The 26,804-nt window shown below is 62.6% G+C and carries 21 protein-coding genes; 13 read left to right on the forward strand and 8 right to left on the reverse strand.

Annotated elements, in window-relative coordinates; all coding sequences use genetic code 11:
• Positions 1 to 113: 113 nt before the first annotated feature.
• Positions 114 to 455, forward strand: a complete 342-nt coding sequence (locus ABTV22_RS12550) for a BON domain-containing protein (RefSeq protein ID WP_433740543.1) — start codon at positions 114 to 116, stop codon at positions 453 to 455.
• Between the two features lie 1,095 nt (positions 456 to 1,550).
• Here ABTV22_RS12550 and ABTV22_RS12555 read toward each other — a convergent pair.
• The 5 genes from ABTV22_RS12555 to ABTV22_RS12575 all read right to left on the reverse strand — a co-directional run bounded on the left by ABTV22_RS12555 (position 1,551) and on the right by ABTV22_RS12575 (position 6,553).
• The gene (locus tag ABTV22_RS12555; RefSeq protein ID WP_433740544.1) at positions 1,551 to 1,880 is read right to left on the reverse strand and encodes a hypothetical protein; all 330 of its coding nucleotides are present in this window, start codon (positions 1,878 to 1,880) and stop codon (positions 1,551 to 1,553) included.
• Between the two features lie 222 nt (positions 1,881 to 2,102).
• Complete coding sequence (locus ABTV22_RS12560) at positions 2,103 to 2,345, reverse strand: hypothetical protein (RefSeq protein WP_433740545.1); 243 nt, start codon at positions 2,343 to 2,345, stop codon at positions 2,103 to 2,105.
• A 138-nt stretch (positions 2,346 to 2,483) separates the two neighbouring features.
• Complete coding sequence (locus ABTV22_RS12565; protein ID WP_433740546.1) at positions 2,484 to 3,908, reverse strand: efflux transporter outer membrane subunit; 1,425 nt, start codon at positions 3,906 to 3,908, stop codon at positions 2,484 to 2,486.
• A 4-nt stretch (positions 3,909 to 3,912) separates the two neighbouring features.
• Entirely contained in the window at positions 3,913 to 5,481 is a 1,569-nt protein-coding gene (locus ABTV22_RS12570) for a DHA2 family efflux MFS transporter permease subunit (RefSeq protein WP_433740547.1), read from the reverse strand.
• Positions 5,474 to 6,553: an HlyD family secretion protein gene (locus ABTV22_RS12575; RefSeq protein ID WP_433740548.1), complete on the reverse strand. Its 1,080-nt coding sequence runs from the start codon at positions 6,551 to 6,553 to the stop codon at positions 5,474 to 5,476. Before ABTV22_RS12575 ends, ABTV22_RS12570 begins: the two co-directional genes overlap by 8 nt.
• Positions 6,554 to 6,660: 107 nt before the next feature.
• Here ABTV22_RS12575 and ABTV22_RS12580 point away from each other — a divergent pair, with 107 nt between their 5' ends.
• Positions 6,661 to 7,359: a CerR family C-terminal domain-containing protein gene (locus ABTV22_RS12580; RefSeq protein ID WP_433740549.1), complete on the forward strand. Its 699-nt coding sequence runs from the start codon at positions 6,661 to 6,663 to the stop codon at positions 7,357 to 7,359.
• A 978-nt stretch (positions 7,360 to 8,337) separates the two neighbouring features.
• On the opposite strand, the gene ABTV22_RS12585 is transcribed toward ABTV22_RS12580, so the two are convergent.
• Entirely contained in the window at positions 8,338 to 9,678 is a 1,341-nt protein-coding gene (locus ABTV22_RS12585; protein ID WP_433740550.1) for a spinster family MFS transporter, read from the reverse strand.
• Positions 9,675 to 10,658 carry a flavin reductase gene (locus tag ABTV22_RS12590; RefSeq protein ID WP_433740551.1) on the reverse strand — a complete coding sequence of 328 codons (984 nt, stop codon included), beginning with the start codon at positions 10,656 to 10,658 and terminating at the stop codon, positions 9,675 to 9,677. Before ABTV22_RS12590 ends, ABTV22_RS12585 begins: the two co-directional genes overlap by 4 nt.
• Before the next feature lie 200 nt (positions 10,659 to 10,858).
• Here ABTV22_RS12590 and ABTV22_RS12595 point away from each other — a divergent pair, with 200 nt between their 5' ends.
• The 6 genes from ABTV22_RS12595 (at position 10,859) to ABTV22_RS12620 (ending at position 20,926) form a co-directional block, all read left to right on the forward strand.
• Complete coding sequence (locus tag ABTV22_RS12595; RefSeq protein ID WP_433740552.1) at positions 10,859 to 12,295, forward strand: coniferyl aldehyde dehydrogenase; 1,437 nt, start codon at positions 10,859 to 10,861, stop codon at positions 12,293 to 12,295.
• Positions 12,296 to 12,343: 48 nt separating this feature from the next.
• Positions 12,344 to 14,002: a methyl-accepting chemotaxis protein gene (locus ABTV22_RS12600; protein WP_433740553.1), complete on the forward strand. Its 1,659-nt coding sequence runs from the start codon at positions 12,344 to 12,346 to the stop codon at positions 14,000 to 14,002.
• 843 nt (positions 14,003 to 14,845) lie between these two features.
• Positions 14,846 to 16,417 carry an amidase gene (locus ABTV22_RS12605; protein ID WP_433740554.1) on the forward strand — a complete coding sequence of 524 codons (1,572 nt, stop codon included), beginning with the start codon at positions 14,846 to 14,848 and terminating at the stop codon, positions 16,415 to 16,417.
• 314 nt (positions 16,418 to 16,731) lie between these two features.
• Complete coding sequence (locus tag ABTV22_RS12610) at positions 16,732 to 18,441, forward strand: FAD-dependent oxidoreductase (RefSeq protein ID WP_433740555.1); 1,710 nt, start codon at positions 16,732 to 16,734, stop codon at positions 18,439 to 18,441.
• Between the two features lie 8 nt (positions 18,442 to 18,449).
• Positions 18,450 to 20,147, forward strand: a complete 1,698-nt coding sequence (locus ABTV22_RS12615; protein WP_433740556.1) for an FAD-binding protein — start codon at positions 18,450 to 18,452, stop codon at positions 20,145 to 20,147.
• The gene (locus tag ABTV22_RS12620; RefSeq protein WP_433740557.1) at positions 20,147 to 20,926 is read left to right on the forward strand and encodes an SDR family oxidoreductase; all 780 of its coding nucleotides are present in this window, start codon (positions 20,147 to 20,149) and stop codon (positions 20,924 to 20,926) included. The genes ABTV22_RS12615 and ABTV22_RS12620 overlap by 1 nt, the downstream gene beginning before the upstream one ends.
• 404 nt (positions 20,927 to 21,330) lie before the next feature.
• On the opposite strand, the gene ABTV22_RS12625 is transcribed toward ABTV22_RS12620, so the two are convergent.
• Positions 21,331 to 22,116 (reverse strand): enoyl-CoA hydratase, encoded by a 786-nt coding sequence (locus tag ABTV22_RS12625; RefSeq protein WP_433740558.1) that lies wholly within the window; start codon positions 22,114 to 22,116, stop codon positions 21,331 to 21,333.
• Between the two features lie 141 nt (positions 22,117 to 22,257).
• Between ABTV22_RS12625 and ABTV22_RS12630 the strand changes: the two genes are divergently transcribed.
• The 5 genes from ABTV22_RS12630 to ABTV22_RS12650 are packed head-to-tail and all read left to right on the forward strand — an operon-like array spanning position 22,258 to position 26,804.
• Positions 22,258 to 23,046 carry an SDR family oxidoreductase gene (locus ABTV22_RS12630; protein WP_433741380.1) on the forward strand — a complete coding sequence of 263 codons (789 nt, stop codon included), beginning with the start codon at positions 22,258 to 22,260 and terminating at the stop codon, positions 23,044 to 23,046.
• A 56-nt stretch (positions 23,047 to 23,102) separates the two neighbouring features.
• Positions 23,103 to 24,071 (forward strand): bifunctional MaoC family dehydratase N-terminal/OB-fold nucleic acid binding domain-containing protein, encoded by a 969-nt coding sequence (locus ABTV22_RS12635; protein ID WP_433740559.1) that lies wholly within the window; start codon positions 23,103 to 23,105, stop codon positions 24,069 to 24,071.
• Between the two features lie 12 nt (positions 24,072 to 24,083).
• A complete protein-coding gene (locus ABTV22_RS12640) occupies positions 24,084 to 25,217 on the forward strand; it encodes an acyl-CoA dehydrogenase family protein (protein WP_433740560.1) in 1,134 nt (377 codons plus the stop codon).
• Positions 25,189 to 25,608: a MaoC family dehydratase gene (locus tag ABTV22_RS12645; protein ID WP_433740561.1), complete on the forward strand. Its 420-nt coding sequence runs from the start codon at positions 25,189 to 25,191 to the stop codon at positions 25,606 to 25,608. The genes ABTV22_RS12640 and ABTV22_RS12645 overlap by 29 nt, the downstream gene beginning before the upstream one ends.
• A 17-nt stretch (positions 25,609 to 25,625) precedes the next feature.
• On the forward strand, positions 25,626 to 26,804 hold the full coding sequence (locus ABTV22_RS12650) for a lipid-transfer protein (RefSeq protein ID WP_433740562.1): 1,179 nt from the start codon (positions 25,626 to 25,628) through the stop codon (positions 26,802 to 26,804).

Below are 26,804 nucleotides of genomic sequence, written 5' to 3' on the forward strand. Positions count from 1 at the left end.
GTGGCGAGCACTCCAAAACGAATCAGATGTCCCGTGGCGCTCGCCTGAGAGGTAGAGGGCTATACCGCAAATGGGACGGACAGCGCATCTGATGACGTGAAGAGGGTTGCATCATGAAACTTCATTCGTTTCAACATTACTCTCAGGATCTGGAAAGGGGCGTTCACGACACCTGGATTACCACCCGGGTGAAGTCCGCACTGGCAATGGCCGAACCAAGCTTCGGCCTGCAAATCCATGTCAAAACCCATGGGGGCACGGTGTCGTTGAGCGGACGCGTCAACACCCATAAACAGTGCGAGCAGGCTGTTGGTCTGGCTCGCTCGGTTCAGGGTGTCATTGACGTCGATGCCCGGGACTTGCTGACTCACGTGTTTACGCCAGGCAGTATTCCAGAACCCCCCAAGGCTGAAGAGGCCCCTGAGAACCGGTCCACAAGAATGGACGATCAATAATCCTGTCGGCACGCACCGCGCAACCCTGTAGGCGCTGAGCTTGCTCGCGATGGCGGCGTGACATTCAACATTGATGTCAGCTGATAAACCGCTATCGCGAGCAAGCTCGGCTCCTACAGGTTTGTATGTTTATCAGGTATCAAAAAGGGCCTGCTCTTATGGATGGACGATCAATAGTCCTGTCAGTGCGCACCGCGCAACCTTGTAGGAGCTGAGCTTGCTCGCGATGGCGGCGTGACATTCAACATTGATGTCAGCTGATAAACCGCTATCGCGAGCAAGCTCGGCTCCTACAGGTTTGTATGTTTATCAGGTAAAAAAAGGGCCTGCTCTTATGGAGGGACGATCAATAGTCCTGTCGGTGCGCACCGCGCAACCTTGTAGGAGCTGAGCTTGCTCGCGATGGCGGCGTGACATTCAACATTGATGTCAGCTGATAAACCGCAATCGCGAGCAAGCTCGGCTCCTACAGGTTTTTATGTTTATCAGGTACCAAAAAGGGCCTGCTCTTATGGATGGACGATCAATAGTCCTGTCGGCACGCACCGCGTAACCTTGTAGGAGCTGAGCTTGCTCGCGATGGCGGCGTGACATTCAACATTGATGTCAGCTGATCAACCGCTATCGCGAGCAAGCTTGGCTCCTACAGGTTTGTATGTTTATCAGGTACCAAAAAGGGCCTGCTCTTATGGATGGACGATCAATAGTCCTGTCAGTGCGCACCGCGCAACCCTGTAGGAGCTGAGCTTGCTCGCGATGGCGGCGTGACATTCAACATTGATGTCAGCTGATAAACCGTCATCGCGAGCAAGCTCGGCTCCTACAGGTTTGTATGTTTATCAGGTATCAAAAAGGGCCTGCTCTTATGGATGGACGATCAATAGTCCTGTCGGCACGCACCGCGCAACCTTGTAGGAGCTGAGCTTGCTCGCGATGGCGGCGTGACATTCAACATTGATGTCAGCTGATAAACCGCTATCGCGAGCAAGCTCGGCTCCTACAGGTTTTTATGTTTATCAGGTACAAAAAAAGGGCCTGCTCTTATTGTTGAGAGCAGGCCCTTTTATTTAATAAGTCAGCAGTGACTTATTTCAATTAGTACAACCGATCAATAACCCGAACTTCGTTCTGGTTCTGCATCGAGGCCCAGGCCTGTTTCAGTGTTTGCAGAACATGACCAATGAAGTCCTTGTCGGCCGCGGCTTTCTTGCCGACGTAGCCTTGGCCGCGACGGTACATCTTCAGGCGGGCCAGCAGGTTCTGGTTGTTCTGGTCGAACTCCGCTTCATGGCTGTGGGGCGACAGGCAGTCGATATGAACGCTGCCCGATTTGCTGATCCACAGAATATGGTTATCGAGCGTGTCTTTTTTCGCCGCGAACAGACGAGCCAGTTCTTCGATAGTCGGTTGATTGTTCAGATTCATGGTAAAGCCCCCTTGACCAATTGGTGATCTTTCAAAGTTGATTCGCTAATACAAGTAGCCCATCGGTTAGTTGATCCCTGGCACCGAAACCAGGACGTCAGCAGTCGTCCGCCGAAATGGCGAGGTCCTGCGTCTGTTGCATGTAGTCGTGTTGAATAACTGCTACGCAATAGCGTCACAACGAAGAGAAGCAGCGATAACCTTCTGGCCCTGCCGACGCTTTCAGGGTCGGCCACAAGCTTCATGAGGATGGATCGCCAGCGCTTCTCGTCCTTGTACTGGACGTTCAGGCCAGGTCAGCTTCTTCAATCTGCCTTGTGGGCAGCGTGCATCCGGAAAAAACAGCTCGGCGGTCAGACGAGCTTGCTCAAACGTGTTGCCTGTACTCCCGATCGGGGAGACGTCTGCATCATGCAAAAGCAAATCGAAGGCGTCAACGGTTTTGTAGTGAATATTTTCAGTCACTACATATTGTCGGACAAAGCTGGCTGGAATTAAAAGCGGGGGAGGGAAGTGCTGTACAGGATGGGAGCCGGTGTCAGTAACACCGGCGCCCTCGTGCAAAGGCGCTGTAACAGGTCGTCCTGCCGGCGCGGGTCAGGGTCAGGGGGCTTGGGTCAACAGCGCAGGGGAGGCCTGCCACCCTAATCCAAGGCTCTTGTGCAACGCTACGTAGTCCTTGAGCAACTGCGCCTGGCGCTGGATCAGGTCCTGTTGGGCGCTGTAGTGAGTCCGTTCGGCGTCCAGCCAGCCGAGTGCTGTGCTGGTGCCGGCGCGGTAGCGTTGTCGGGTCAGGGCTGCGGCGCGACTGGCCGACGCTTCGACCTGGGTCTGGGCGACGATATTTTGCCGATCGGTGCCAAACCGCGAGAGTGCCACGTTGGCGTCGCGCAGGGCGGCCAGTACCACGGCAGCGTAATGGGCCTGGGCTTGATCGCGGCGTGCCTGGGCCTGATCGACGCGGGCGGCGTTACGGCCAAAGTCCAGTACGTCCCATTGCAGATAGGGCACGCCCAGCCAGGCGAGGTTGTCTTTACGCAGCAACGAACCACCGTCGGCGGCGGCCACGCTCAGGCTGCCGAACAGGCTGACCTTGGGGAACGCCCCGGCGCGCTGCTGGCCGATGTTCGCCGTGTAGCCCGCCAGTTCACGTTCGGCGGCGCGAATATCGGGACGCTGACGCAACAGTTGCGCCGGGTCACCGATGGCCAGGTTCGTCGGCAGCTCGGGCAAGGGTTGCGGTGTGCTCAATTGAGCGTCCAGGGTGGCCGGTGCCTGACCGCACAGCAGCGCCAGTTGATCGAGGGATTCGAGCACTGCGCCGTCCAGCGCAATGATCGCCGCGCCTGTGGTCTGCACCTGGGTCCGGATGCGCTCCAGATCCAGTTGCGAAGCGGTGCCGCCTGCGAGCCGCTGCTCGGTGAGTGCCAGGGTCTGTGCTTCCAGTGCCTGGGACTGGCGGGCGAGGGCGGCGCGCTGTTGCTGGTCGCGCAGGCCGAGGTAGTTGAGTGCCACTTCGGCGCTCAGTTGTACCTGGGCATCGGCCAGGTCGTGCTGCGCCGCTTGCGCCTGGGCCTCGGCGGCTTCGACAGCGCGGCGGTTGGCGCCGAACAGATCGAGTTCCCAGCTGGCATCGAAGGCACCCAGGCTGAGATTGGTGTCGGCGCTGTCGCCGGCGGTACCGGCATGCAGATATGCCGCACTCGCACCGACCTTGGGCAGGCCCTGACTGTGTTGCAGAGCAGCACCGGCACGGGCCTGGTGAAGTTTGGCGAGGGCCTCCTGCAAGGTCGGACTGTCGCGCAGGGCGGTGTCGATCAATGCATCGAGCTGTGGGTCGTTCAAGGCGCGCCACCAGGTACTGGCCTGTGGCGTGACGTTCGACAGGTCTGCCGGGGCGCGGGCGAAACCTTGCTTGAGCGCTGCCGGGGCGACGCTGTCGGGGCCATGATAATCGGGGCCCAGGGTGCAGCCCGCCAGGAGCAGGCAGCCGAGGGTGAGAGAGGTGACGGCGTTGATCGATTTCATGGTGTCAGTGCCCTGCCGTCGGGGTGCCCGAGGTCGGCATTTTCAGAAGAAGCGCCAAGGGAATGCACAGCAACAGCAACACACTGAGCACGTGGAAGGTTTCCGAGTAGGTCATCACCAGCGCCTGTTGGGCGATCTGGTTGGCGAACTGCGCCAGGGCTTGCACGCCGGCGTGCGCCGCGTCGCCATGCTGGGCGAAAAATCCCTGGGTCATATCCGCCAGGTAAGACTGACCCAGCTGAGAATTGGCCGTCACGGCTTCGCGCAAGCGGTCATCGTGCAGCGCGTTGCGTTGCTCGATAAAGGTACCCATCAAGGCCAGGCCCACCGAGCCGCCGAGGTTGCGGGCCATGTTGTACAGGCCGGCGGCATCGGCCACCTGTTCGCGCTCGACCGAGCCCATGGACGCCCGGTTGAGCGGCATCATCGCCATGATCTGCCCAAGGCCCAGCAGCAGTTGCGAGCGGGTGAAGTCGTGGCCGACGCTGGCGGCGGTCAGGCTGCTGGCGAACACACAACTGATGGCCAGGCAACCCAGGCCGGTGACCACCAGCAGGCGTGCATCGACCCGGCCCAACAGGCGCGGCAGGATGGGGATCATCAGGAACGCCGGCAAGCCGGACATCAGCATCACCGCACCGGATTGCTGGGCGTTGTAGCCAGGTACCAGGGCCAGGAACTGCGGCAACAGATAGGCCACGCCGTACAGCCCGCCACCGATGACAAAGACGATCACGATCACACTGGCAAACGCCGGATTGAGCATCAGCCGCAGACTCACGATCGGCTGTTTGGCCAACCTCTGTCCGATCAGCAGCATGATCGCCCCCGCCACCGCCAACAGGCTTAACTCGATAATCAGCATCGACTCGAACCAGCGTTCACGATGACCTTCTTCCAGCACCACGGTCAGTGCACTGAGCCCCAGGGTCAGGCCGGCGATGCCCAGCCAGTCAGCCTTGAAAAACGCCGGCCAATGAACCCGGACCTTGGGCAAGCCCAAATTGAGCAGCATCAACAATATCGCGCACGGTCCCAGGTTGACGAAAAAACACCAACGCCAGTCGAGGTTTTCGGTCAGCCAACCGCCCAGCACCGGGCCGAGCAACGGACCGAGCAGCACGATCAAACCGAACAGCGTCATGCCGATGGGCATCTGCCGGGGCGGCAGGCGCGTGGCCACCAGCACTTGCGCGGTGGGGATCATCGCGCCGCCCGTGAAGCCTTGGCCCAAACGGCCGATGATCATCTGCGGCAGGCTCTGCGAGAGCCCGCACATGACCGAGAACAGGGTGAATAGCACGGCATTGCCGACCAGGAAGTTGCGCAGCCCGAACACCCGGGTCAACCAGGCGGCGAGGGGGATCATGACGATCTCGGACATCAGGTAGGCCGTCGAGATCCAGGTGCCCTCGGTACCGGTGGCGCCAATCTGTCCCTGGATTTGCGGCAAGGCGGCGTTGGTGATGGAAATATCCAGCGTCGCCATCAGGGCGCCAAGGGCGCCGGCGGCCACGGCAATCCAGTCACCGCTGCTGGCTTTGGCGGCGGGTGCCGCCGATGTCTCAGCCACGGGTATCGACTTCGACAGTCACCGACAACCCCGGCAGCAGGTTGTCACGCCACTGCGGCTCGGCTTGCAGCTGGATGCGCACCGGTACGCGCTGGACGATTTTGGTGAAGTTGCCGGTGGCGTTCTGCGCCGGCAGCAGGGCGAACTGCGAGCCCGTGCCCGGTGCCAGGCTGTCGACGCTGCCATGCAGCACCACACCGGGCAGGGCGTCCACCGTCACCGACACCGCTTGGCCAGGATGCATGGCACCGATCTGCGTTTCCTTGAAATTGGCGGTGATGTACAGCTGGTCAAGCGGCACCACGGTCATCAGCCGCGTGCCGGGCTGCACGTATTGACCCACGCGCACGGTGCGATCGGCTACACGCCCGGCCAGGCTGCTGCGCACGATGGTGTCCTGCAGGTCCAGTTGTGACTGACGCTGTTTGGCGTCAGCGCCTTCAAACTGCGCGCGGGCCTGCTCGATCGTCGCTTGCAACGTCGCCAAGCGCCGCTCGGCCACTTGGACCTGGGCGGCGCGGGCATTGCGGCTGGTGGTCGCCTGCTGCCAGGCATTGCGCAACTGCTCCATGCGCTCCTCGGTCTCGGCGCCGGTGCGGGCCAGCGGTTCATAGCGTTTGATTTGCGCGGTGGCATAAGCCTGGTTGGCGATTTCGCCTTGCAATTGCGCCTGGGCCTGAACGATGTCGGCGCGCTGTTGCGCCAGTTCAGCCTCGCCTCGGGCAATGTCTGCTTTGCGCGCGGCCAGGCTGGCGGCGGACTGATCCTGGGCGGCCTGGAAGGTGCGGCTGTCGAGGCGCACCAGGGGCTGGCCAACGCTGACAGTCTGGTTATCGGTGACATAGACCTCGGCCACCGAACCGCCCACCCGCGGCACCGCAGTCATGCTGTCGGCTTGCAGGTAGGCGTCATTGGTGCTCTCGATGAAGCGCCCGATGGTCCACCAGTGCGCGCCCCAGGCCACCAGTCCGAGTCCCCCGACGATCGCGGCGCATACTGCCAACTGGCGTTTGCGGGGGCGCTGGGGCGGGGTGGCCAGCGTCGTTTCGTCAACAGCCAGTATTGCAGTCATGTGCGCCTCAATTTTTATCGATTGATATAATTATTACGGTCGGTAAAATTATGTCAACTGATATATTTTCAGGCACACTGCCGTTCTGTCTTGCCCAGGAGTTGTCCATGTCCAACACCCCCCGGCGCCGCCCCACCAGTGAAGGTGGCTACTCGTGCGGCGATGAAACCAGCGCCCGAATCATTGAGGCCGCCCTGACCCTGTTCGGCGAAAAGGGCTTCGAAGGTGCGTCCACCCGCGACATCGCCGAGCGCGCGGGGGTCAACGCCCCGGCGCTCAATTACTATTTCAAGAACAAGGAAGGGGTGTACCTGGCGTGCACCGAGCACATGGTGGCCTGTATCTGGGCGAACCTGGCCGAGACCGTGGAAGGCGCCCAGGCGGTGCTCGATGGCGAGCCCGATGCTGCGGCATTGATCGAAGCGTTCTGGTCCATTCAGTTGCGCACCGCCGAATACATGCTGATGTCCACCGAGGCCCGCCCATGGCGTCAGCTGTATGCCCGCGAGCAAGGGGGACTTGGACCGACGTCCGGCATGGAACAGGTCAGCGAACGCATCGGCAAGCCGATTATGGCGGTCAACAGCGCGATCATCGCGCGCCTGCTGGGGCGCACCGAGGTTGATGACGAGTGCGCGATCCGCGCCATCACCCTGCATGGCCAGGTGATGCCGTTCAATCAAAACCGCAGCAGCACCATGGACGCGCTGGGCTGGAAGTCCATCGACCGCAAACGCTTCGACCGCCTGATGAGCATTGTGCGCGAGCAGACGTTCCTCCAGCTTGGGGCATTGCGCCCGGACTGATCGCGCCTCAGGCCTTGCCTTTCCACGGACCGGCCTGGTGTTGGCTGGTGTCCGCATTCTCCTGTAGGAGCGAGCCTGCTCGCGATGGACGTCAACGATGATGCGGGCTGTCTGAGTGCCCGTGTTGTCCGGGCGTTTTTCGCGAGCAGGCTCGCTCCTACAGGGGGCTGTTCGCGGGAAAAATGGACGGTGTACATATTCGTTTCTTCGGTAGCGGCTGCTTAGGGTTCCGCTCTTACAGCGGGTTACTTGGAAAAGCGCCAAGTAACCAAGCGCTTTTGCCCCTTTCGTTCGGTGCCTCGCTAATGCTCGGCATGCCCTCGCTCCGGTCCTGCTCCGTGGGCCCGCCGCGATCGGCCATCCATGGCCGTGCGCGGCTAACCCGGCATCCATGCCGGGTTGCCCACTGCGCAGAACCTGCGCTCGGCCTCTCGAGGGGGCGTGCACCTCAAAATCCAAACCGAGGCGGCCTAGGAGCCGACCTGTTTTGGTATGTGTCAGCGTTCCCCTGTGGGAGCTGGCTTGCCAGCGAAGGCTGCCTGGCTGACGACCAACGCCTTTCAGGCACACCCCGATCCAATCGTAGGAGCGATGCTTGCTCGCGATGGACGTCAACGATGACGCGGGGTGTCTGAATGCCCTTCTTGTCTGGACGTTTTTCGCGAGCAAGCTTCGCTCCTACAGAGGTAGTAGAGGGAGTCATTCACTTCAGACCCGCTAAAGCGAGGCGGCCTTCGAGCCGACCTGATTTTGACGGGTGCCCACATTCCCCTGTGGGAGCTGGCTTGCCAGCGATGACGACCTGACTGGCGATCAATTCCTTTCAGGCACACCCCGATCCAATCGTAGGAGCGATGCTTGCTCGCGATGGTCGTCAACGATGACGCGGGGTGTCTGAATGCCCTTCTTGTCTGGACGTTTTTCGCGAGCAAACTTCGCTCCTACAGAGGTAGTAGAGGTAGTCGTTCACTTCAGACACTACGCCACAACCGCCACATGCCGATAATCCGTCCTGGCCGCATGCCCCGCCGTACGCACCAGCAACAGCACCGAGCCCAGCACTGGCAAGCTCACCAACATCAGCGCATAACGCAACGACTCCTGCCCATAAAACGGCAGCAGCAGGTCGCTGAACAAACCAACCATCAACGGCCCGACACCGACGCCAAGCAACGTACTGACGATGGTTTGCAGGGCCATGGCGCTGCCGCGTCGATCGGGCGGAACCAGTTGGGAGACCAGGTTGTACGACGGCGCTACCCACCAAACGGCAAAGAACGCATACAGCGCGCACCAAAGCATCGCCGTAGGGACCGGCACGTCGCCGACGTGGATCAGCACCGCGTCTGACCAGAGCAGGTAAGGAACCAGTGCACCGAGGGCCGTCAGATGACCCAGCACGGGAATGGACACCTGCCAGTGCGGGTGACGGCGGCTCAGGCGATCACTCAGCCAACCGCTGAACAGGCCACCGATGCCGGCCGAGATACCGCAGATCACCCCGGCCAACAGCCCGGCATGTTGCAGTGACAAGCCGTGGGAGCGCACCAGGAAACTGGTATTCCACATGCCGACGGCGTAGGAGCTGAGTGTGGTCAGGCCGCCAGCGAGGATCAGGCAGCGGTAAGCCGGTGAAGCCCAAAGTTCACGTGCTTCGGCCCGCACACCCAGCAACGGGGAGGGCGCGTGCGCATGCGGTGTGAGGTCCCAGCGGCCCCGTTGCGGATCGCGCACCACGAAGGCCAGCAGGGCGCTGAACAGCAAGGCGGGCACACCAAGGGCAATGAACCCGGTGCGCCATCCATAGTGTTCCACCACCCAGGCGCCGATGCTCAAGCCGATGATCGAGGAAAACGTCGGGGCGCTGGTGAAGCAACTGATGGCGAATGAACGCCGGTGCGGGGGATACAGGTCTGCAATCACCGACAGCGAGGCCGAGGTGGTTGGCGATTCACTGACCGCCACCAGCATGCGCGCAATGGCCAGCGCCAGGAAACTTCCCGCCCACCCGCAGGCCATGGTCGCCCCGGCCCAGAGCAGGCACGCCATGGCCAGCAAACGCGTGCGCGGCATGCGATCCACCAGACGTCCCGCGGGCAAGCCCATGACGGCATACACCGCCGCGAACGCCAGGCCGGAAATCAGACCCATCGCGGTATCGCCGACGCCGAATTCCGATTTGATCGGCTCGATCATCACCGCGAGTATTTGTCGCCCGACAAAGTTGTCGGCGAACACCAGGGCCAGCAGCAACAGCAAGCCATGGCTGCGCCAACCGACTTTGACTGACGGCAACGTCCTCCCCTGAGCCGCGGTCATCGCGGTGCCCAGAGATCCGGCAAACCAGGGTCACTCACCACGATCAGGCGCTTGAGCAAGACCTTCAAGGCTTGGGCATCGGCGGCGCCAAGCTTGGCCGACAGGTCTTCTTCGACCGCCTTGGCCAGTGCCAGCTGATGCAGCGATACCTCCCGGCCTTGTGCGGTCAGGACAAAGCGCAGGGCGTCGGCCGGACCCTCGATCGCCACCAGGCGCTGGTTCTCAAGGAAACGCATGCTGGCCAGGGTGACCTCGCGGCCGGTGTAGGTGACGAAGGTGTTGATCTCATCAAGGGTCAGGTTGTCGCGGATGCACAGGATCGACAGGATGAAAAACGCCATCTCGTCCAGTTGCTGATTGCTGAGCATCTGCTGCAGGGCATTGAGCGCTTGATAGTGGCCGCGCCCCAACAGGTAACCGAGCAAGTCTTCGGTGTAGCTGCATTCCGGCGGTGGTGGCGTGGTGGCCAGGCGCAGCTCACTGCGTGGCTTGCGGGTTGCCAAAGCATATTGGCCGCTCTGGAACGCCAGCGGTGCACGGTCGCTGTGATCGAACGCGAGCACCTCACCGACAAAAATCACATGGTCGCCGCCTTCGTACTGGAACGCGGTGCGGCACTGGAAACGCGCGGTGCAATCCTGCAACAACGGCGCCTCGCTGACACCATTGTCCAGCTGGACTTCCGAGAACTTGTCCTCGCCCTGGGTGGCGAAGCGTCCCGACAGGGTTTCCTGTTCGGTGGACAGCACGTGGACGTTCCAGTGCTTGCCGCTGGTGAACACCGGCAGGCTGCGGGCCTGCTTGGACAGGCTCCAGAGCACCAGCGGCGGGTTGAGCGAAACCGAGTTGAAACTGTTGGCCGTGATCCCAACGGGTGAGCCGTCTTCGGATTGGGTCGTGATGATCGTGACCCCGGTGGTAAAGGTGCCGAGTGCGGCACGAAAAGCCTGGGGATCGAAACTGACGTTTGGCATTGCCATGACTGGCCTCATGGAGTGGGATTTTCGTAGGGCCAGTATTGGTCGCGACACGTCATTAAACATCGTCTCAACGGACTAACAGATTTGGCCGTACCTCGTCCGATCGGACGAGGCGGCGCGGGGGATGGCGGGGCTAGGGTGAAGGCAAGCGCATCGGGCGCTTCCCGGCCATGGGGCCAGTACCTGCAAAGGGGACACGAATGAGTTCTGTCACATCATCCGTCCAGGGGCTTTCCAGTCTGCTATCCCGGCAAAAAAGCGCCAATGCCAGCGCCGGTGCAGTCAGCGCCGATACCCGTCGACGTCGCCTGCAGCAAGTGATCGACCTGCTGGTGCGCCACCACGGTGCCTTGACCGAGGCCATTGACCTGGATTTCGGCGGCCGGCCTGCCGGATTCTCTTTGATGAATGACGTGGTGGGTGCCCTGGCCTCGCTCAAGCATGCGCGAGACCACCTGCAAGACTGGATGCAAGATGAGCCCCGAGCGCCGTTCGCGCCTTACGATCAGCTCGGCGCCAAGGCCTGGGTGATGCATCAACCCAAAGGCACCGTAGGCATTCTCGGTACCTGGAACGCGCCGTTGTACACCTTGTTCAGCCCTTTGGCTTCGGTACTGGCGGCGGGCAACCGGGCGATCTTAAGGCCGTCGGATGTGGTGCCACGCACCGCCGAGCTGGTGGCGCAATTGTTCGCCGAATACATCGATCCGCTGGAAATCGCCGTGGTTACCGGCGACGTGGAGCTGGCCGAAGCCTTCAGCGCCCAGCCATTTGACCATCTGGTGTACACCGGCAGTACCGCGACCGGGCGACTGGTCATGCGCAATGCTGCACTGAACCTGGTGCCGGTGACGCTGGAGTTGGGCGGCAAGTCGCCCGTTATCGTCACCGCCAGCGCCGACCTGAAAAAAGCCGCATTCAGTATTGCCGTGGGCAAGGCCACCAATGGCGGGCAGATCTGCATCAACCCGGATCTGGTGTATGTGCCCAAGGCGCTGCTCGAATCGTTCCTCGATGCACTGCGCACCACCTATCGCGAACTCAATCCTTCGGTGGCCGGTAACCCGGACGTGGTGGCAGTGGTCAACCAACGGCATCTGGATCGCGTTGAAGGCTACGTACTGGATGCCCAGGCCCGTGGCGCTCGCGTCGAGAGCGTGCCCGAACCACTGGCCGTGAACGCCCAGGACCGTCGCCGTCCGTTGCGGGTAGTGATCGACCCGGCGCCGGACAGCGTAATCATGCAGGAAGAAATTTTCGGTCCGGCCATGGTGGTGCTCACCTACGACGACCTCGAGCAAGTCCTGGATGACATCAATGCACGGCCACGTCCGTTGGCCCTGTATTACTTCGGCGAAGACCCGCAACAGCAGCGATACGTGCTGGAGCGCACGGTGTCCGGCGGGGTCACCGTCAACGACGTGATGATGCACGCGGCCATGCACGATGCGCCGTTCGGCGGCGTCGGCGCCTCGGGCATGGGCCATTACCATGGCCACGAAGGCTTCCTTGAGTTCAGCCACCGGCGCACCGTGTTCAAGGCGCCGGCCCATGACCCGCGCCGGGAATGGGGGCTTTTGCCGCCGTACAGCGAGCACTTCCTGACGGCTATGGTGGCCAGCGTGACGGCCGACTGACCTGGGGCGGGGCGCATCCCGCGCCCCGCCGCTGCACGAGACAAGCCCTTGTTCAAGTTCAAGACAATCACTATCGCTCAGCGTCTGTGGCTTTGGGCGCTGCTGGCCACCTTGTTGTTTGTGCTGGCGGTCGGTTTTGGCGCCCATGGCCTGCAACAGGCGCGCGACAGCCTGCGGGCCATCAACGAGGATAACCTGGCGACGCTGCTGATGTTTGGCGAGGTTCGCCAGCGCCTGGATGAAAGCCGGCGCCAGGTCTTGCTCGCCATCCAGCAAGACCCCGAAGGCCCGTTGGTGGCGGCGTTCGACCGTCCCGTAGAAGCCACACTGAGCGCCATCGAGAGCAACAACCGGGCCCTTGACGCGCTTTGGGCGCAGTACCGTCAGCGTTCCCTGAGCGGTGAGGAACAACAGGCGGCCGATGCATTCGCCGAGCACTATCAGGCCTGGCAGGACGAATTGCAGATCCTGCTTGAGACGTTTCGGGCCGGGGATTTCCGCTTGCCAGGCATTCTGTCCTTCCTGCGCATGGCCGAGCCGCAAGGCAACGCGGCTGTGCTCGAACTGGACAAGTTGCAAGCGATCCAGCAGTCCGCCGCCGAACATGCATACGAGGCGGCACAGCAACGCTATCGCTCGACCTTGATGGCGTACCTGGCATTGGCCGTGTTGGGCGCGCTCGCGGGCAGCCTGACGGCGTTTTCCACCCTGACCCGGCTCAAGCGGGCCTTCGCCCAAGCGGGCGCCAGCGTTCGGGCCATCGCCGGTGGCGACTTGTCCCGTGCCATCGTGGTCAAGGGCCATGATGAGTTCGCACAAATGCTGGGCGACATCGCGGCGATGCGTGACAGTCTGCACGGGCTGATCTCGCAAATGCGCGCGTTGGTCAAGCGAGTCAGTAGCGAGGCCAGGCACATGGCCGAATCGGCGGAATTGGCCTCGCTGGCCACCCAACAGCAGGCCGATGCGGTGCGCGGCATCTCCAGTGCGGTAGAGCATCTGTCCGGGTCGATCGGCGAGGTGGAAAACCATGTGGGCATGTCGCGCAGCATCACCCAGCACTCGGCGGGGCGTTCGGGCAAAAGCGAAGGCTTTATCCGCGACATGGCCCAGGAGATGAACCGTATCAGCGATGTGATCAGCGACACTTCGGTGCATATTCGCGAACTGGAAGGTTTTTCCGGCGAGATCAGTCACGTGCTCAAGGTCATTCGCAGCATTGCCGAGCAGACCAATCTGCTGGCCTTGAACGCCGCCATCGAGGCGGCGCGGGCGGGCGAGCAGGGGCGAGGGTTTGCGGTGGTCGCCGACGAGGTACGGATGTTGGCGCAGCGCACGGCCCGCTCAATTGGCGAGATCGATCTGACGGTGCAACGTATCCAGGAAGGGACGCAGGCGGTGGTCGACGGCATGGGCCGGGTGGTCGGTCGTGTACGCGACGGGGTCAATCTGGCGCATCAGGCCGGCGACTCGGTGGCGCAGATTCGCAGTGGCACCGATGAAGTGATCCGTAGCGTCGATACCATTGCCACGGTGATCACCGAACAGGTAAGGGTGACCCGGGAAATGGTCGCGCGGGTCGACAGCGTCTCGGCGGGTACTGGCGCGCTGTCGGCCGGCGCCGGACGCAGTGCGGTGGCCGCCTCGGATCTGGAACAATTGGCGCGGGAGCTGGATCAGCTGTCGTCGCGCTTCAATGTGGTTTGAATGCCAATAGGGACATGTAATGAAAGTCTTGCGGCAGGCAATTATCTGTGGTGAGGGGATTTATCCCCGTTGGGTCGCGAAGCGGCCCCATATGTTCCAACAGGAAAATTGAGTTGTGTGGATTTACGACTGCTACGCAGCCGAGCGGGGATAAATCCCCTCACCACAGGGTGGTGTATGGGGTTGGGTGCGCTGTCGGCCGGCGCGGGACGCAGTGCAGTGGCCGCCTCGGATCTGGAACAATTGGCGCGGGAGCTGGATCAGCTGTCGTCGCGCTTCAATGTGGTGTGAATGCCGATAGGAACATGCAATGAAAGTCTTGAGGCAGGCAGTTATCTGTGGCGAGGGGATTTATCCCCGTTGGGTCGCGAAGCGGCCCCATATGTTCCAACAGGAAAATTGAGTTGTGTGGATTTACGACTGCTACGCAGCCGAGCGGGAATAAATCCCCTCGCCACAGGGTGGTGTATGCGGTTGGGTGCACTGTCGGCCGGCGCCGGGCGCAGTGCGGTGGCCGCCTCGGATCTGGAACAATTGGCGCGGGAGCTGGATCAGCTGTCGTCGCGCTTCAATGTGGTTTGAATGCCGATAGAGACATGTAATGAAAGTCTTGAGGCAGGCAATTATCTGTGGCGAGGGGATTTATCCCCGTTGGGTCGCACAGCGGCCCCCTATGTTCCTTCAGGCAAATTGAGTTGTCTGGATTGACGACTGCTACGCAGCCGAGCGGGGATAAATCCCCTCGCCACAGGGTGGTGTATACGGTTGGGCCTCGGGACTAATGCTGAATAACAACAATCGATAGGGCGCGAGATCATCATGCAAAACAACGAGCAACGATTTATGACTGCCGAAACGAACAAACCTTCTGACACTCAGCAGACTGGCTGGCCAAGGCGCAGCGTACTCAAGGCCGGCGCCCTGGCCGCGGGTGTCGGTCTGCTCGGGCGTTTTGCCGATGCCCGCGCGGCGGGACTGTCGGACAGTGACTACCAAAAGCTGGACGCCTGGGCCATGAGCCAGGCGATCCGCAGCGGTGAGTTGCAATCGGCGGACCTGCTGGCGGCGGCGCTGGCGCGCTGCCAGGCGGTCAATGGCCGGGTCAAGGCGGTGAACATGCTGCACGAGGACTATGCCCGTGCGTTGTTGGCCCAGCGTCGCGCCGCTGGCACTGAAACCCAGGGCGCGCTGGCCGGTGTGCCGGTGTTGATCAAAGACCTCAATACCTATCTGCGGGGCACGTCCACCAGCAACGGTTGCCGGCTGTTCAAGGACGCCCCGCCAGCCGACCAGACCAGCACCCTGATCAGCCGCTACGAGCGTGCCGGTGCCATCCCCTTTGGCAAGACCAGCAGTCCCGAGTTCGGCTTGACCACAACCACTGAATCCATGCTGTGGGGGCAGACCTGCAACCCTTGGAACCTGGCCATGAGCGCCGGTGGTTCTTCAGGCGGCTCGGCAGCAGCCGTGGCGGCCGGGATCGTGCCCGTGGCCCATGCCACGGATGGCGGCGGCTCGATCCGCATTCCCGCCTCGTATTGCGGTTTGGTGGGTCTCAAGCCCAGCCGCTATCGCACGCCGAGCGGGCCGGCACATTTCGAAGGCAGCTTTGGTGCCAGTGTCGCCAACGTCGTTTCGCGCACCGTGCGCGATACCGCGCTGTTTCTCGATGCCGGCCAGGGTCGTGAAGCGGGGAGCGCCTATTGGAGCCCGCCACTGGTGCGCCCGTATGTCGAAGAGCTTTCGCGCGAGCCAGGCAAGTTGCGTATCGCCGTGGTTCGCCGGTCGTTGACCGGTGCGGCGTTGGAACCGGCGATTGCAGCCACCCTGGAGCAGACCATCAAGCAGCTGCTGGGGTTGGGGCATGAAGTCGAAGAACTGACGCTGAACATCGATCCGCGGCAACTGTTCGGTGCTCACGGTACTGCGCTCGGCACTGCATTGCGCACAGCGATTCATGACCGCGAGCAGGTGTTGGGGCGAGTCGCCACGGCGCAGGACCTGGAGAAAGTGACCCTGGTCAATCTGCAGCGGGCTCAGGCCACCACGGGTGAGGACCTGTATCGCGCCCGTCAGTCGTTCGAAACCATCGGTGCCGCCATGGAACAGCAGTTCGAGCGTTTCGACGTGATCCTGTCGCCAGTCACCGCCAGCCTGACCCCGCAACTGGGCCTGCTGTCGCTGGACCAATCCTGGGACAGCTATGCCCATCAGGCCATGGGCAGCGCCGGCTTTACCGTATTGGCCAACGTCAGCGGACAACCGGCGATTTCCCTGCCGCTGGGCCAGAGCGACAGCGGTATGCCGGTGGGCATGATGTTCACGGCCCGATTGGGCGGTGAAGACGGACTGCTGCGCCTGGCCAGCCAGTTGGAACAGGATCGCCCCTGGGCGGCCCGGCGCGCGGTGCTCTGAGCCAACGCCGACCCATTGTGGTGTGAGAACTCCCTTGTCGCAGGAGAGCTTCCTTGTAACAGGAAAGCTCCTTGTGGCGAGGGAGCTTGCTCCCGCTTGAGTGCGCAGCGTTCACCAGCTTTTAGGGCCGCTTCGCAGCCCAACGGGAGCAAGCTCCCTCGCCACAAGCCTCCCCTCACCACACCGACACCTTCCTAGTCCGCTTTGACGATGAGTACCACCCCGCGCAGCCCCGATCATGGGGCTGCATTCCGCCCGCGTTCCCGAAGCGTCGTCGGCGGTTATTTCTGACCTCAGCTAATGGCATAACAACAATGACGGCTCAAGTTCAGTCTCAGACCCACTACGACGTGATTGTCGTTGGCTCGGGCGCAGGTGCAATGACGTCGGCGGTGTTCCTCGCCGACCAGGGTTTCAGCGTGCTGGTCGTGGAAAAGAGCGACAAGTACGGTGGCACCTCGGCGATCTCCGGCGGCGGCATCTGGATTCCCAACAACCACTATTTTGCCCGCCTCAACGGCAACGATAATTACGACACGGCGTTGCGTTACCTGAAGGCCGCGGCGGGCGAGCATGTCGATGAAGTCCGACTGCGCACCTACCTGGACAATGCCCCGAAGATGATCGAAGCGCTGGCCCGTACCAGTCGGGTGCGCTACGCCGTGGCCGCCAAATACCCCGATTATTACCCGCACCTGCCGGGTGCCTTGCCGGGCGGCAGGACCCTGGACCCGGAGTTCTTCGACACCAGCCTGCTGGGTGACGAACTGGCCAACCTGCGCAAACCGTCGCCTTCGACCTTGCTCATGGGTTGCATCGCCTGGACCGCCCGTGACGCACACAAAGTCATGGCCCGCAGTTTCGGCTGGCGCCTGCTGATCATGGGGCTGATGCTGCGTTACAAACTGGACTTCAAGTGGCGGCGTAAAAGCAAGATCGACCGCCGCGCCTCCCTGGGCAGCTCGCTGGTGGCGTCGCTGCGACGCTCGCTGATGGACCGCAATGTGCCGCTGTGGCTCAACACCGACTTTTCCGGGTTGCTCACCGAAGGCGGGCGGGTCAACGGCGTCACCGTGCGCCGTGACGGTGCCGAGGTGCAATTGCATGCGCGCCATGGCGTGATCCTGGCGTCCGGTGGTTTTGAACAGAACCAGGCACTGCGCGAAAAATACCTGCCGCAACCGACCCGCATGGCCTGGAGCGCAACACCTCCAGGGAACAACACTGGCGCGGCACTGGAAGCCGGGTTGGCGCAAGGCGCAGCCACCGCCTTGCTGGATTGGGCCTGGTGGGCCCCGACCATCGCCGTACCGGGCGAGGAAAAGCCCCGGGGCATCTTCGCCGAGCGTGCGTTTCCTGGCGCCATCGTCGTCAACAGCCTGGGCCAGCGCTTCGTCAACGAAGCGGCGCCGTACCTGGAGTTCGTCGACGCCATGTACCGCGACAACGGGCTGACCGCTGGCAAGTCGGTCCCGGCCTGGGTGATTTTCGACGGGCATTTCCGCTTCAACTACGCGATGGGGCCGTTGATGCCGGCGCAGATCATGCCCGACAGCCGCTTGCGCAAGGAATGGTTGAACAACCTGTACTGGAAGGACGACTCCCTGGCCGGGCTGGCCAAGCAGATCGGCGTTGATGCCGCCGGACTTGAAGCGACCGTGGTCAAGGTCAACGAGTTTGCACGCACCGGCACGGATGCGGATTTCGGGCGCGGTGGCAATGTGTTCGACCGTTACTACGGCGACACCAATATCAAGCCCAACCCGTGCCTGGCCCCCTTGCGCAAGGGCCCGTACTACGCCATGCGCCTGGATGCCGGGGACATCGGCACCAAGGGTGGACTGCTGACCAACGAACACGCACAGGTGGTCCGCGAGGGTGGTGAACCTATCGCCGGCCTGTACGCGATCGGCAACTGTTCAGCCTCGGTGATGGGCACCAGCTATCCGGGCGCGGGTGGCACCCTGGGCCCGGCGATGACCTTCGCCTATGTCGCCGCCAACCACTTGGCCAGCCAGCGTTAGGAGGTCATATGGCGACGTTCGATGACAGCTTCTGCACGTCCATCCAGACACCCTTGCAAGTCGCCGACAGCGACGCCCTGGTGTGGGACGAACAATGCGATGTGTTGATTATCGGCTGGGGCGCGGCCGGGGCTTGCGCAGCGCTGGAAGCACGCGCCCAAGGTGCCGATGTGTTGATTGCCGATCGCTTTACCGGTGGCGGTGCCAGCGCCAAGAGTGGCGGGGTGGTCTACGCCGGTGGCGGCACACGCCATCAGCAGGCCGCCGGTTTCAGCGACACCCCCGAAGCGATGTTTGATTACTTAAAGCATGAAACCCAAAGCGTGGTCAGCGACGACACCCTGCGGCGCTTCTGTGCCGACAGCGTCAGCAACCTCGACTGGTTGGAAAGTCACGGTGCGCCCTACGGCCACCGGATGCCACCGGGCGGCAAGACCTCGTACCCGCCTGACGGTTACTTCCTTTACTACTCCGGCAATGAGTTGGTGCCGCAGCATGGCGGGCCGCTGCCACCGGCCCCACGTGGCCATCGTACCGTCGGCAAAGGCCAGTGCGGCGCAGTGTTGTATGGCCACCTCAAGGCTGCGTGCCTGCGGGCCGGGGTGCGGCCGCTGCTGCAAGCGGCGGCGAAACGCTTGGTGGTCGACGCCCAAGGTCGCGTGCTGGGTGCCGAGCTCTGGTGCATGCCGGCCGGCAGCCCGCAATCGAAGCTGCATGCGCGCCTGGCCGCTCGCGCCGAGCGACTGCAGAACTTCGCCCCCGGTTACTGCAACAAGTTGCGTGAGCGGATCGCTCTACTTGAACGGGGTTATGCGCGGCCACGCCGGGTTCATGCCCGCAACGGCGTCATCCTCAGTACCGGTGGTTTCATCTTCAATCGCGAACTGATCAAGCGCCATGCGCCGAAATTCCAGCGCAACTTCAAGGTCGGGGCCACGGGGTGCGACGGCAGCGGCTTGCGCCTGGGCACCAGCGTCGGTGGTCAGGGGGCGGGGCTGGAGCGGGTGTCGGCCTGGCGTTTCATCAATCCGCCGTACAGTTGGCACAAGGGGTTGGTGGTCAATCGCGAAGGTCGGCGTTTCTGCAACGAAGAAGTCTACGGCGCGACCCTGGGCCAACCCTTGATGGAAGAGCAGGGCGGCAAAGCCTGGTTGGTGCTGGATGCGCCCTTGCGCAAGAAAGCCATTCGCGAGGCTTTGTTTGGCGGCTATTGGTGGTTTCAAAGCTTCCCGGCCCTGGCGTTGATGCTGTTCAGAATCCGCAAGGGCCAGCACCTGAGCGAATTGGCCACCACCACCGGAATGAATTCGACCGTGCTGCGCGAGTCGGTACTGGCCGCCAACGCTGCCGCCCGTGGCGAGGCCCCCGAGCCGTTCGGTAAGTCGCCGGGCGGGCGGCAGGTGCTCGACCAGGGACCGTTTTATGCCTGCGACATTTCCGTGACCAATCCAGTCTTTCCGCTGGGTGCCTTGACCCTCGGCGGGTTGCGGGTGGACGAGGGCAACGGCGCGGTGCTCGACGGGCAGGGGCAAGCGATACCGGGCCTGTTCGCCGCCGGGCGTACCGCGCTGGGCATTCCATCGCACCTCTACATCAGCGGTTTATCCCTGGCCGATTGCGTGTTTTCCGGTCGGCGCGCTGGCGCGGCGGCCGCACGGTTTCTGGATCAACAGCCACACCCGACCCTTGCACGAGAGATGACGTAATGACGAACAACCACAACGACAAAAACGGCCGGGTACACGGCAAGGTGGCGCTGGTCACTGGCGGGGCCAAGGGCATCGGACGGGCCAGTGCTCGCCTTCTGGCAGCAGAGGGCGCCCATGTGTTGATCAGCGACGTAGACGTCACGGCGGGTGAGGCACTGGCGGCTGAAATCGGACCGGCAGCGACTTTTATCCGGCATGACGCCAGCAGCGAGAGCGATTGGCGAGACGTCATGGCCCACCTGCGCGAGCAGCATGGCCGACTGGATATTCTGGTGAACAACGCCGGCATCCTGATCCCCGGCAGCATCGAGGACGCGACCCTGCAGGATTGGCAAAAGGTCATGCGGGTAAACGCCGACAGCGTGTTTATCGGTTGTCGCGAAGGCATTGCGCTGATGAAGGAAACCGGTGGTTCGATCATCAACCTGTCATCGGTCGCGGCCCTGGCCGGACGCGATGATTACATGGCCTACAGTGCTTCAAAGGGTGCGGTGGCGGCGTTGTCGCGTTCGGTGGCGGTGTTCTGCCGGCGGCGTAAATACCGGATTCGCTGCAACACCCTGCACCCTGATGGCGTCCTCACGGACATGACCAGCGGCGGATTCCCCAAGGGCCTCGATCCGACGCGCCTGACCATCGACAGCGACCCGATGAACCGCATGTGCCTGCCCGAAGACGTCGCCGCCAGCGTGCTGTTCCTGGCCAGCGACGAATCCCGGGCGATCAACGGCGTCGAGCTGCGCATCGACAGCGGGCAAATGGTGATGAGCATCTAGCACGACATAGCGATCGGTTGGCTCCTACGGACGGCGGTGTGCCTGCTGTACCGCATCACCGTTCCTCGCTTTGTAGGAGCCAGGCTTGCCGGCGAACCAGACGCCGCGGTGTGCCTGTCAGGCCGCGTCATCATTCTTCGCTTTGTAGGAGCCAGGCTTGCCGGCGAACCAGACGCCGCAGTATGTCTGTCAGACCGTGTCACCGTTCTTCGCGGGCAAGCCTCGCTCCTACGGGCGAACCAGGCGCTGCGGTGTACCTGTTGTACCGCATCATCGTTCTTCGCTTTGTAGGAGCCAGGCTTGCCGGCGAACCGGGCACCACGGTATATCTGTCAGACCACGTAATCGTTCTTCGCGGGCAAGCCTCGCTCCTACGGGCGAACCGTGCGCCACGTTGTGTCTGCTCAATCCCCCGTAAACTGCGCCGGGCGTTTTTCGATGAAGGCTTGCATGCCTTCCTTCTGGTCGAGCGAGGCGAACAACAGCGCATTGGCCTTGCGCTCAAGGGCCAGGCCCGCTTCCAGTGGCGCGTCCATGCCCGCCAGGATCACTTCCTTGATCTGCTCGGCCGCCAGGGCCGGCATGGCCGCAATGACCCGTGCCAATTCCAGGGCGTGGGCCTGTACCTGGTCATCGTCCACCAGATCGCTGACCAACCCTGCCACCCAGGCCTCCTCGGCGCTGATCGGCTGGCCGGTGAGCGCCATGCGCATCGCCTTGACCTTGCCCACCGCACGCACCAGTCGCTGGGTGCCACCGATGCCGGGCATGATGCCGATGCGGATTTCCGGTTGGCAAAAGCGTGCGCTGCGCCCGGCCACAATCAGGTCGGCATGCATGGCCAGTTCGCAACCACCGCCATAGGCATAACCGCAAACCGCCGCGATCACAGGCTTGGGACAATGCTGAATCGGCCCCCAGACCCGCTCGGTGTGACGCTTGTAGATATCGATCGCGCCAACCCCCGCCATGCTGTTGATGTCCCCCCCGGCAGCGAACACTTTTTCGCCCCCCGTCAGCACGATGCAACGCACCTCGGGATCAACCCCCAGCTCACTGAAATACCGCGACAACAACGCCTGCAATTCCAGGCTCAAGGCATTGGTTGCCTGTGGCCGGTTGAGCCGCAATAACGCCACGCCCGGCAGAGGGCGTTCGAGCAAAACCGGTGCAGCGGATGAGTCGGACATGGGCATCCTCAAGGACCAATCAACGTGTAAATGACCGTCAGTGTCCTGTTCGCACGGTTAAGTTTTCATCGTCCGTTCAGACGTAGTTCGGCCCCCGGTTCGTCCCTAGAGTGACCCTTGTCAGTAAACGAGGAGCACATGATGGAGCTGCATTCGGGTCTTGATTACAGCGGCAAGGTGGTGCTGATCACCGGCGGCACCAAGGGCATCGGCGCCGGTATCGCGCTAGGGTTCCTGGCCGTGAACGCACGGGTGATCGTCTGTGCTCGGCGCGAGCCTGAGCAGGTGCCGACGTTCGGCGGCAAGAGCGCGACCTTCATCGCCGCCGACGTGCGTGACCACGATTCCCTGCAACGTTTGTTCGCCACCATCGAGCGCGACTTCGGCCGTCTCGACGTGGTGATCAACAACGCCGGCGGCAGCCCAAACGCCGATGCGGCCACGGCTTCGCCCAGGTTCCATGAAAGCATCATCGGTTTGAATCTGATCGCACCGCTTCACGTTGCCCAGCACGCCAACCGGCTGATGCAAGCGCAAGTCCAGGGCGGTTGCATCGTCTTTATCGGCAGCATCAGTGCGTTGCGTTCCTCGCCAGGCACCGCTGCCTACGGCGCCGCCAAGGCCGGGGTGCTGGCCTTGGTCAATTCCCTGGCGGTGGAGTGGGGGCCCAAGGTGCGGGTGGTCACGGTCAGCCCGGGCCTGGTGCTGACCGAGCAGGCGCACCTGCATTACGGCTCCGAGGCCGGTATCGCCGCCGTCGCTGCCGGTATTCCGGCGGCGCGCATGGCGGTTGCCGAAGACATTGCCAACGCCTGCCTGTACATCGCCTCACCCCTGGCCAGTTACGCCAGCGGCTGCAACCTGTTGCTGCACGGCGGCGGTGAACGTCCGGCGTTTCTCGGGGCAGCCGCGCAGGTTCTGCCCACCTGATCGACCCGTGGCGGCGGCCGGGTCCGGCTGCCGCCTTCAATTTGAAGGAGACGACTTTGGCTGATCCACAATTGCTATCCGATGCGCGCGCCCTGGTGGGGCGTCAATACGGCCGCGTGTATGCCTGGGATGAGGTCAACGCACCGATGGTCCGCCAATGGTGCGAGATCATGGGCGTGGACAACCCGGCCTACACCGACCCGGCGTTTGCCCTTGGCACCCGGCATGAAGGGCTGATTGCCCCGCCGGGCATGTTGCAGGTGTGGACCATGGAAGGTTTGCACGCCAACAACTATCCGCCGGGCTCGACCGATGAGAACCCTTATGAGGTGCTCAAGATCATGGAGGCCCACGGCTACATGTCCACCGTGGCGGTGAACTCGGAGCTGACCTTCACTCGCCCTGTGCGCATGGGCGAAAAGCTCTACTACACCACGCGCCTGGACTCGGTCAGCGATGAAAAAACCACGGCCCTGGGCACCGGTTTTTTCGTCACGCTGATCATGAGCCACTTCGCGGAAAAAACCGGCGGCGACGAGCCGGTGGGCCAGTTGCTGTTCCGCGTTTTCAAGTTCCGCCCAGCCAATGCCCAGGCGCCGGCCAAAGTCGATGCCGCACCGGCCAAACCCAAGCGTCCGCTGCCGGGCGTGAGCGATGACACCCGCTTTTTCTGGGAAGGCTGCGAGAAGGGCCAGTTGCTGATCCAGCGCTGCACGGCATGCAAGACCCTGCGTCATCCACCGGCACCGGTGTGCATTGAATGCCACAGCTTCGACTGGGACACCGTACAAGCCAGCGGCCGCGCCAAGTTGTATTCATTCGTGGTCATGCACTACCCCGAAGTTCCGCCGTTCGATTACCCCAACCCCATCGGGTTGATCGAGCTGGAGGAGGGCGTGCGCCTGATCGCCGGATTGGTCGGCATTGAACGCGAACGCATACAGATCGGCCAGCGCTTGCAGGTCGAGTTCCAGACCTTCGACGACCAGCAAACCCTGCCGATGTTTCGGCCGGTAGATGCGTAGGAGCCAGGCACCATGGATTTCGAATTAAGTGAAGACCAGCGCGCCATCGCGCAGATGGCCGACAGCCTGTTTGTCGACCATTGCCATGACGACTACATGCGCCAGTGGGACGCCAGCGGCGAGCCGATGATGGCGCCGCTGTGGCAACTGTGCATCGACACCGGGCTGCAAGCACTGGCCATTCCCGAGGAGCACGGCGGCAGCGGCCTGGGCATGACCGAGCTGATGCTGGTGTTGCAGGCCCAAGGCAAGGCACTTGCCCAAGTGCCGCTGTGGCGCCATCAACTGGCGGCCGCGACCCTGGCCCGTTTTGACGCCATCGGCACCGAGCAATGGATCGCCAAGGCTGTGTCCGGCGAGGCGTTGTTGAGCCTGTCGCTCGACGGCTTGAGCAGCGCCTTGGGGATCGAGTTGCAAGCCACTGCCTGTGCAGACGGCTGGTTGATCAATGGCCGGGTGGCGGCGCTGTCCCAAGGCGAACAGGCCCACGCCGCGTTGGTGGTGGTGCAAGTCGAGGGTCAACCGCGCTTGTTGCTGCTGGACCTGTCGGCGCCCGAGATCCAAAAGGTCTCGGCGGTGCTGACCCACGGCGAAGCAGTGGCCGACCTGCACATTGAAGGCTTGACCGTAAACACCGCAGCGCTGTTACCGGCCGAGTCCGTCGACTGGCTGGAACTGCGCAGCATAGCGGCGCTGGCGGCCTTGCAATTGGGCGTCAGCGAAGAGCAGGTCCACCGCACCGTGACCTACGTCAGCGAGCGCCAGCAGTTCGAACGCGTCATCGGCAGCTTCCAGTCGGTGCAGATGACCATGGCCGACAACCACATCGCGGTCGAAGCCTTGCGCACGGCGTTGTGGCAGCTGGCCTACCGCATCGATGCCGACCTGCCGGCACCTTGCGAAGCCTTGGCCACCGCGTGGCTGGCCTGTGAAGCGGGCCACCGTATTGGCCACACCGCACAGCACGTGCATGGCGGGATCGGCGTCGACCTGACGTACCCGATCCACCGTTTTCTCTATTGGAGCCGTGGCCTGATCCTTGCCCTCGGTGGTTCGGCGGCAAACCTGGAACGCCTGGGCGACTGGCTCAACGATAACGACAAGCTGGGATGGAAATATGACCTCCAAGAACACCAAGCGCTTTGAAGACGTGCGCCCCGGCGAAGCACTGCCGGAACTGGCGGTGCCGATCACGGTGACCCTGATCAACGGCGGCGCGATTGCCACCCGTGATTATTTTCCCGGTCACCACGATGCCGACGCAGCCCGTGCCCTGGGTTCGCCCAACGTGTTCATGAACATCCTCACCACCAACGGGTTGGTGCAGCGGTTCGTCGAACGGTGGACCGGGCCACAGGCCGAATTCACCTCGCTGAAAATCAAGCTCGGCGCACCGAACTATCCCGGTGACTGCATGACCTTCAGCGGCAGCGTCACTAGCCTCGACGCCGACACCCGCACGGTGGAAATCACCCTCGGCGGCAAAAATTCCATGGGTAACCACGTGACCGGCACGGTCGCGGTGGTCCTGCCCTGACAGCCGGAGAGACACAGATGACTGATTCATCGATTTCCGGGCGCGCCGCCATCGTTGGCCTGGGCGCAACCGAATTTTCCAAGAACTCCGGTCGCACCGAATTGCGCCTGGCCATGGAAGCCACCTTGAGCGCACTCAAGGACGCTGGCATCGATCCGAGCGAGGTGGATGGCTTCAGTTCCTATTCCGTGGACAAGGTTCCGGAGTACGAAATCGCCCGCTTGCTCGGTTGCAAGGACGTGAAGTTTTTCTCGCAAGTGCCCCACGGTGGCGGCGCCGCTTGCGCACCGGTGATGCACGCGGCCATGGCCGTGGCCACTGGCGTGGCGAAAACGGTGGTGGTGTATCGCGCCATGAACGAGCGTTCCTGGTATCGCTTCGGCACCGGTAGCTACGGGTTCGCTTCGACGCCGACTTTCGACAACGTCAACTACGGCTGGTACATGCCCCACGGCTTCCACACGCCGGCAGCCTGGGTTGGCATGTTCGCCCAGCGCTACATGCACACCTATGGCGCCACCTCCGAAGACTTCGGGCGGATCGCGGTGGCGGCGCGGGATTTTGCCGCGACCAACCCCCAGGCGTTTTTCCATGGCAAACCCATCACCCTGGAAGAACACCAGGCCTCACGCTGGATCTGCGAACCCTTGCACTTGCTCGACTGCTGCCAGGAATCCGATGGCGCGGTGGCAATGGTCATCACCTCGGCCGAGCGTGCCCGCGACCTGCGGCAGAAGCCTGTGACGATCAAGGCCGGCTCCCAGGGCATCAGCCACGGGCAGCAGAGCATGACCTCGTTCTACCGCGAAGACATCACCGGCCTGCCGGAAATGGGCGTGGTGGCTCGCGAGCTGTATCGCCAGTCGGGTCTGGGCCCGGACGCGTTCCAGACCGCAGTGATTTACGACCACTTCACCCCGTTCGTGATGCCGCAGCTGGAAGAGTTCGGCTTCGTCAAACGCGGCGAAGCCAAGGAGTTCATCCGTGCCGGGCACCACGCCCGTGGCGGCAAACTGCCGATCAACACTCACGGCGGGCAACTGGGCGAAGCCTACATCCACGGCATGAACGGCATCGCCGAAGCGGTGCGTCAGGTGCGTGGCACGGCGGTCAACCAGGTAGCGGATGTACAAAACGTGCTGGTCACAGCCGGCACCGGTGTACCCACCAGCGGCCTGATTCTCGGCGCAGCCTAA

The organism is Pseudomonas putida (genome assembly GCF_050990305.1).
GTDB lineage: Bacteria > Pseudomonadota > Gammaproteobacteria > Pseudomonadales > Pseudomonadaceae > Aquipseudomonas > Aquipseudomonas putida_AH.

What these genes read in the sequence shown, in the direction of transcription:
- ABTV22_RS12550 (WP_433740543.1), top strand. Translation starts at nt 114, where the DNA reads ATGAAACTTCATTCGTTTCAACATTACTCTCAGGATCTGGAAAGGGGC.
- ABTV22_RS12555 (WP_433740544.1), bottom strand. Translation starts at nt 1,880, where the DNA reads ATGAATCTGAACAATCAACCGACTATCGAAGAACTGGCTCGTCTGTTC.
- ABTV22_RS12565 (WP_433740546.1), bottom strand. Translation starts at nt 3,908, where the DNA reads ATGAAATCGATCAACGCCGTCACCTCTCTCACCCTCGGCTGCCTGCTC.
- ABTV22_RS12575 (WP_433740548.1), bottom strand. Translation starts at nt 6,553, where the DNA reads ATGACTGCAATACTGGCTGTTGACGAAACGACGCTGGCCACCCCGCCC.
- ABTV22_RS12580 (WP_433740549.1), top strand. Translation starts at nt 6,661, where the DNA reads ATGTCCAACACCCCCCGGCGCCGCCCCACCAGTGAAGGTGGCTACTCG.
- ABTV22_RS12585 (WP_433740550.1), bottom strand. Translation starts at nt 9,678, where the DNA reads ATGACCGCGGCTCAGGGGAGGACGTTGCCGTCAGTCAAAGTCGGTTGG.
- ABTV22_RS12590 (WP_433740551.1), bottom strand. Translation starts at nt 10,658, where the DNA reads ATGGCAATGCCAAACGTCAGTTTCGATCCCCAGGCTTTTCGTGCCGCA.
- ABTV22_RS12595 (WP_433740552.1), top strand. Translation starts at nt 10,859, where the DNA reads ATGAGTTCTGTCACATCATCCGTCCAGGGGCTTTCCAGTCTGCTATCC.
- ABTV22_RS12605 (WP_433740554.1), top strand. Translation starts at nt 14,846, where the DNA reads ATGACTGCCGAAACGAACAAACCTTCTGACACTCAGCAGACTGGCTGG.
- ABTV22_RS12610 (WP_433740555.1), top strand. Translation starts at nt 16,732, where the DNA reads ATGACGGCTCAAGTTCAGTCTCAGACCCACTACGACGTGATTGTCGTT.
- ABTV22_RS12615 (WP_433740556.1), top strand. Translation starts at nt 18,450, where the DNA reads ATGGCGACGTTCGATGACAGCTTCTGCACGTCCATCCAGACACCCTTG.
- ABTV22_RS12620 (WP_433740557.1), top strand. Translation starts at nt 20,147, where the DNA reads ATGACGAACAACCACAACGACAAAAACGGCCGGGTACACGGCAAGGTG.
- ABTV22_RS12625 (WP_433740558.1), bottom strand. Translation starts at nt 22,116, where the DNA reads ATGTCCGACTCATCCGCTGCACCGGTTTTGCTCGAACGCCCTCTGCCG.
- ABTV22_RS12630 (WP_433741380.1), top strand. Translation starts at nt 22,258, where the DNA reads ATGGAGCTGCATTCGGGTCTTGATTACAGCGGCAAGGTGGTGCTGATC.
- ABTV22_RS12640 (WP_433740560.1), top strand. Translation starts at nt 24,084, where the DNA reads ATGGATTTCGAATTAAGTGAAGACCAGCGCGCCATCGCGCAGATGGCC.
- ABTV22_RS12645 (WP_433740561.1), top strand. Translation starts at nt 25,189, where the DNA reads ATGACCTCCAAGAACACCAAGCGCTTTGAAGACGTGCGCCCCGGCGAA.
- ABTV22_RS12650 (WP_433740562.1), top strand. Translation starts at nt 25,626, where the DNA reads ATGACTGATTCATCGATTTCCGGGCGCGCCGCCATCGTTGGCCTGGGC.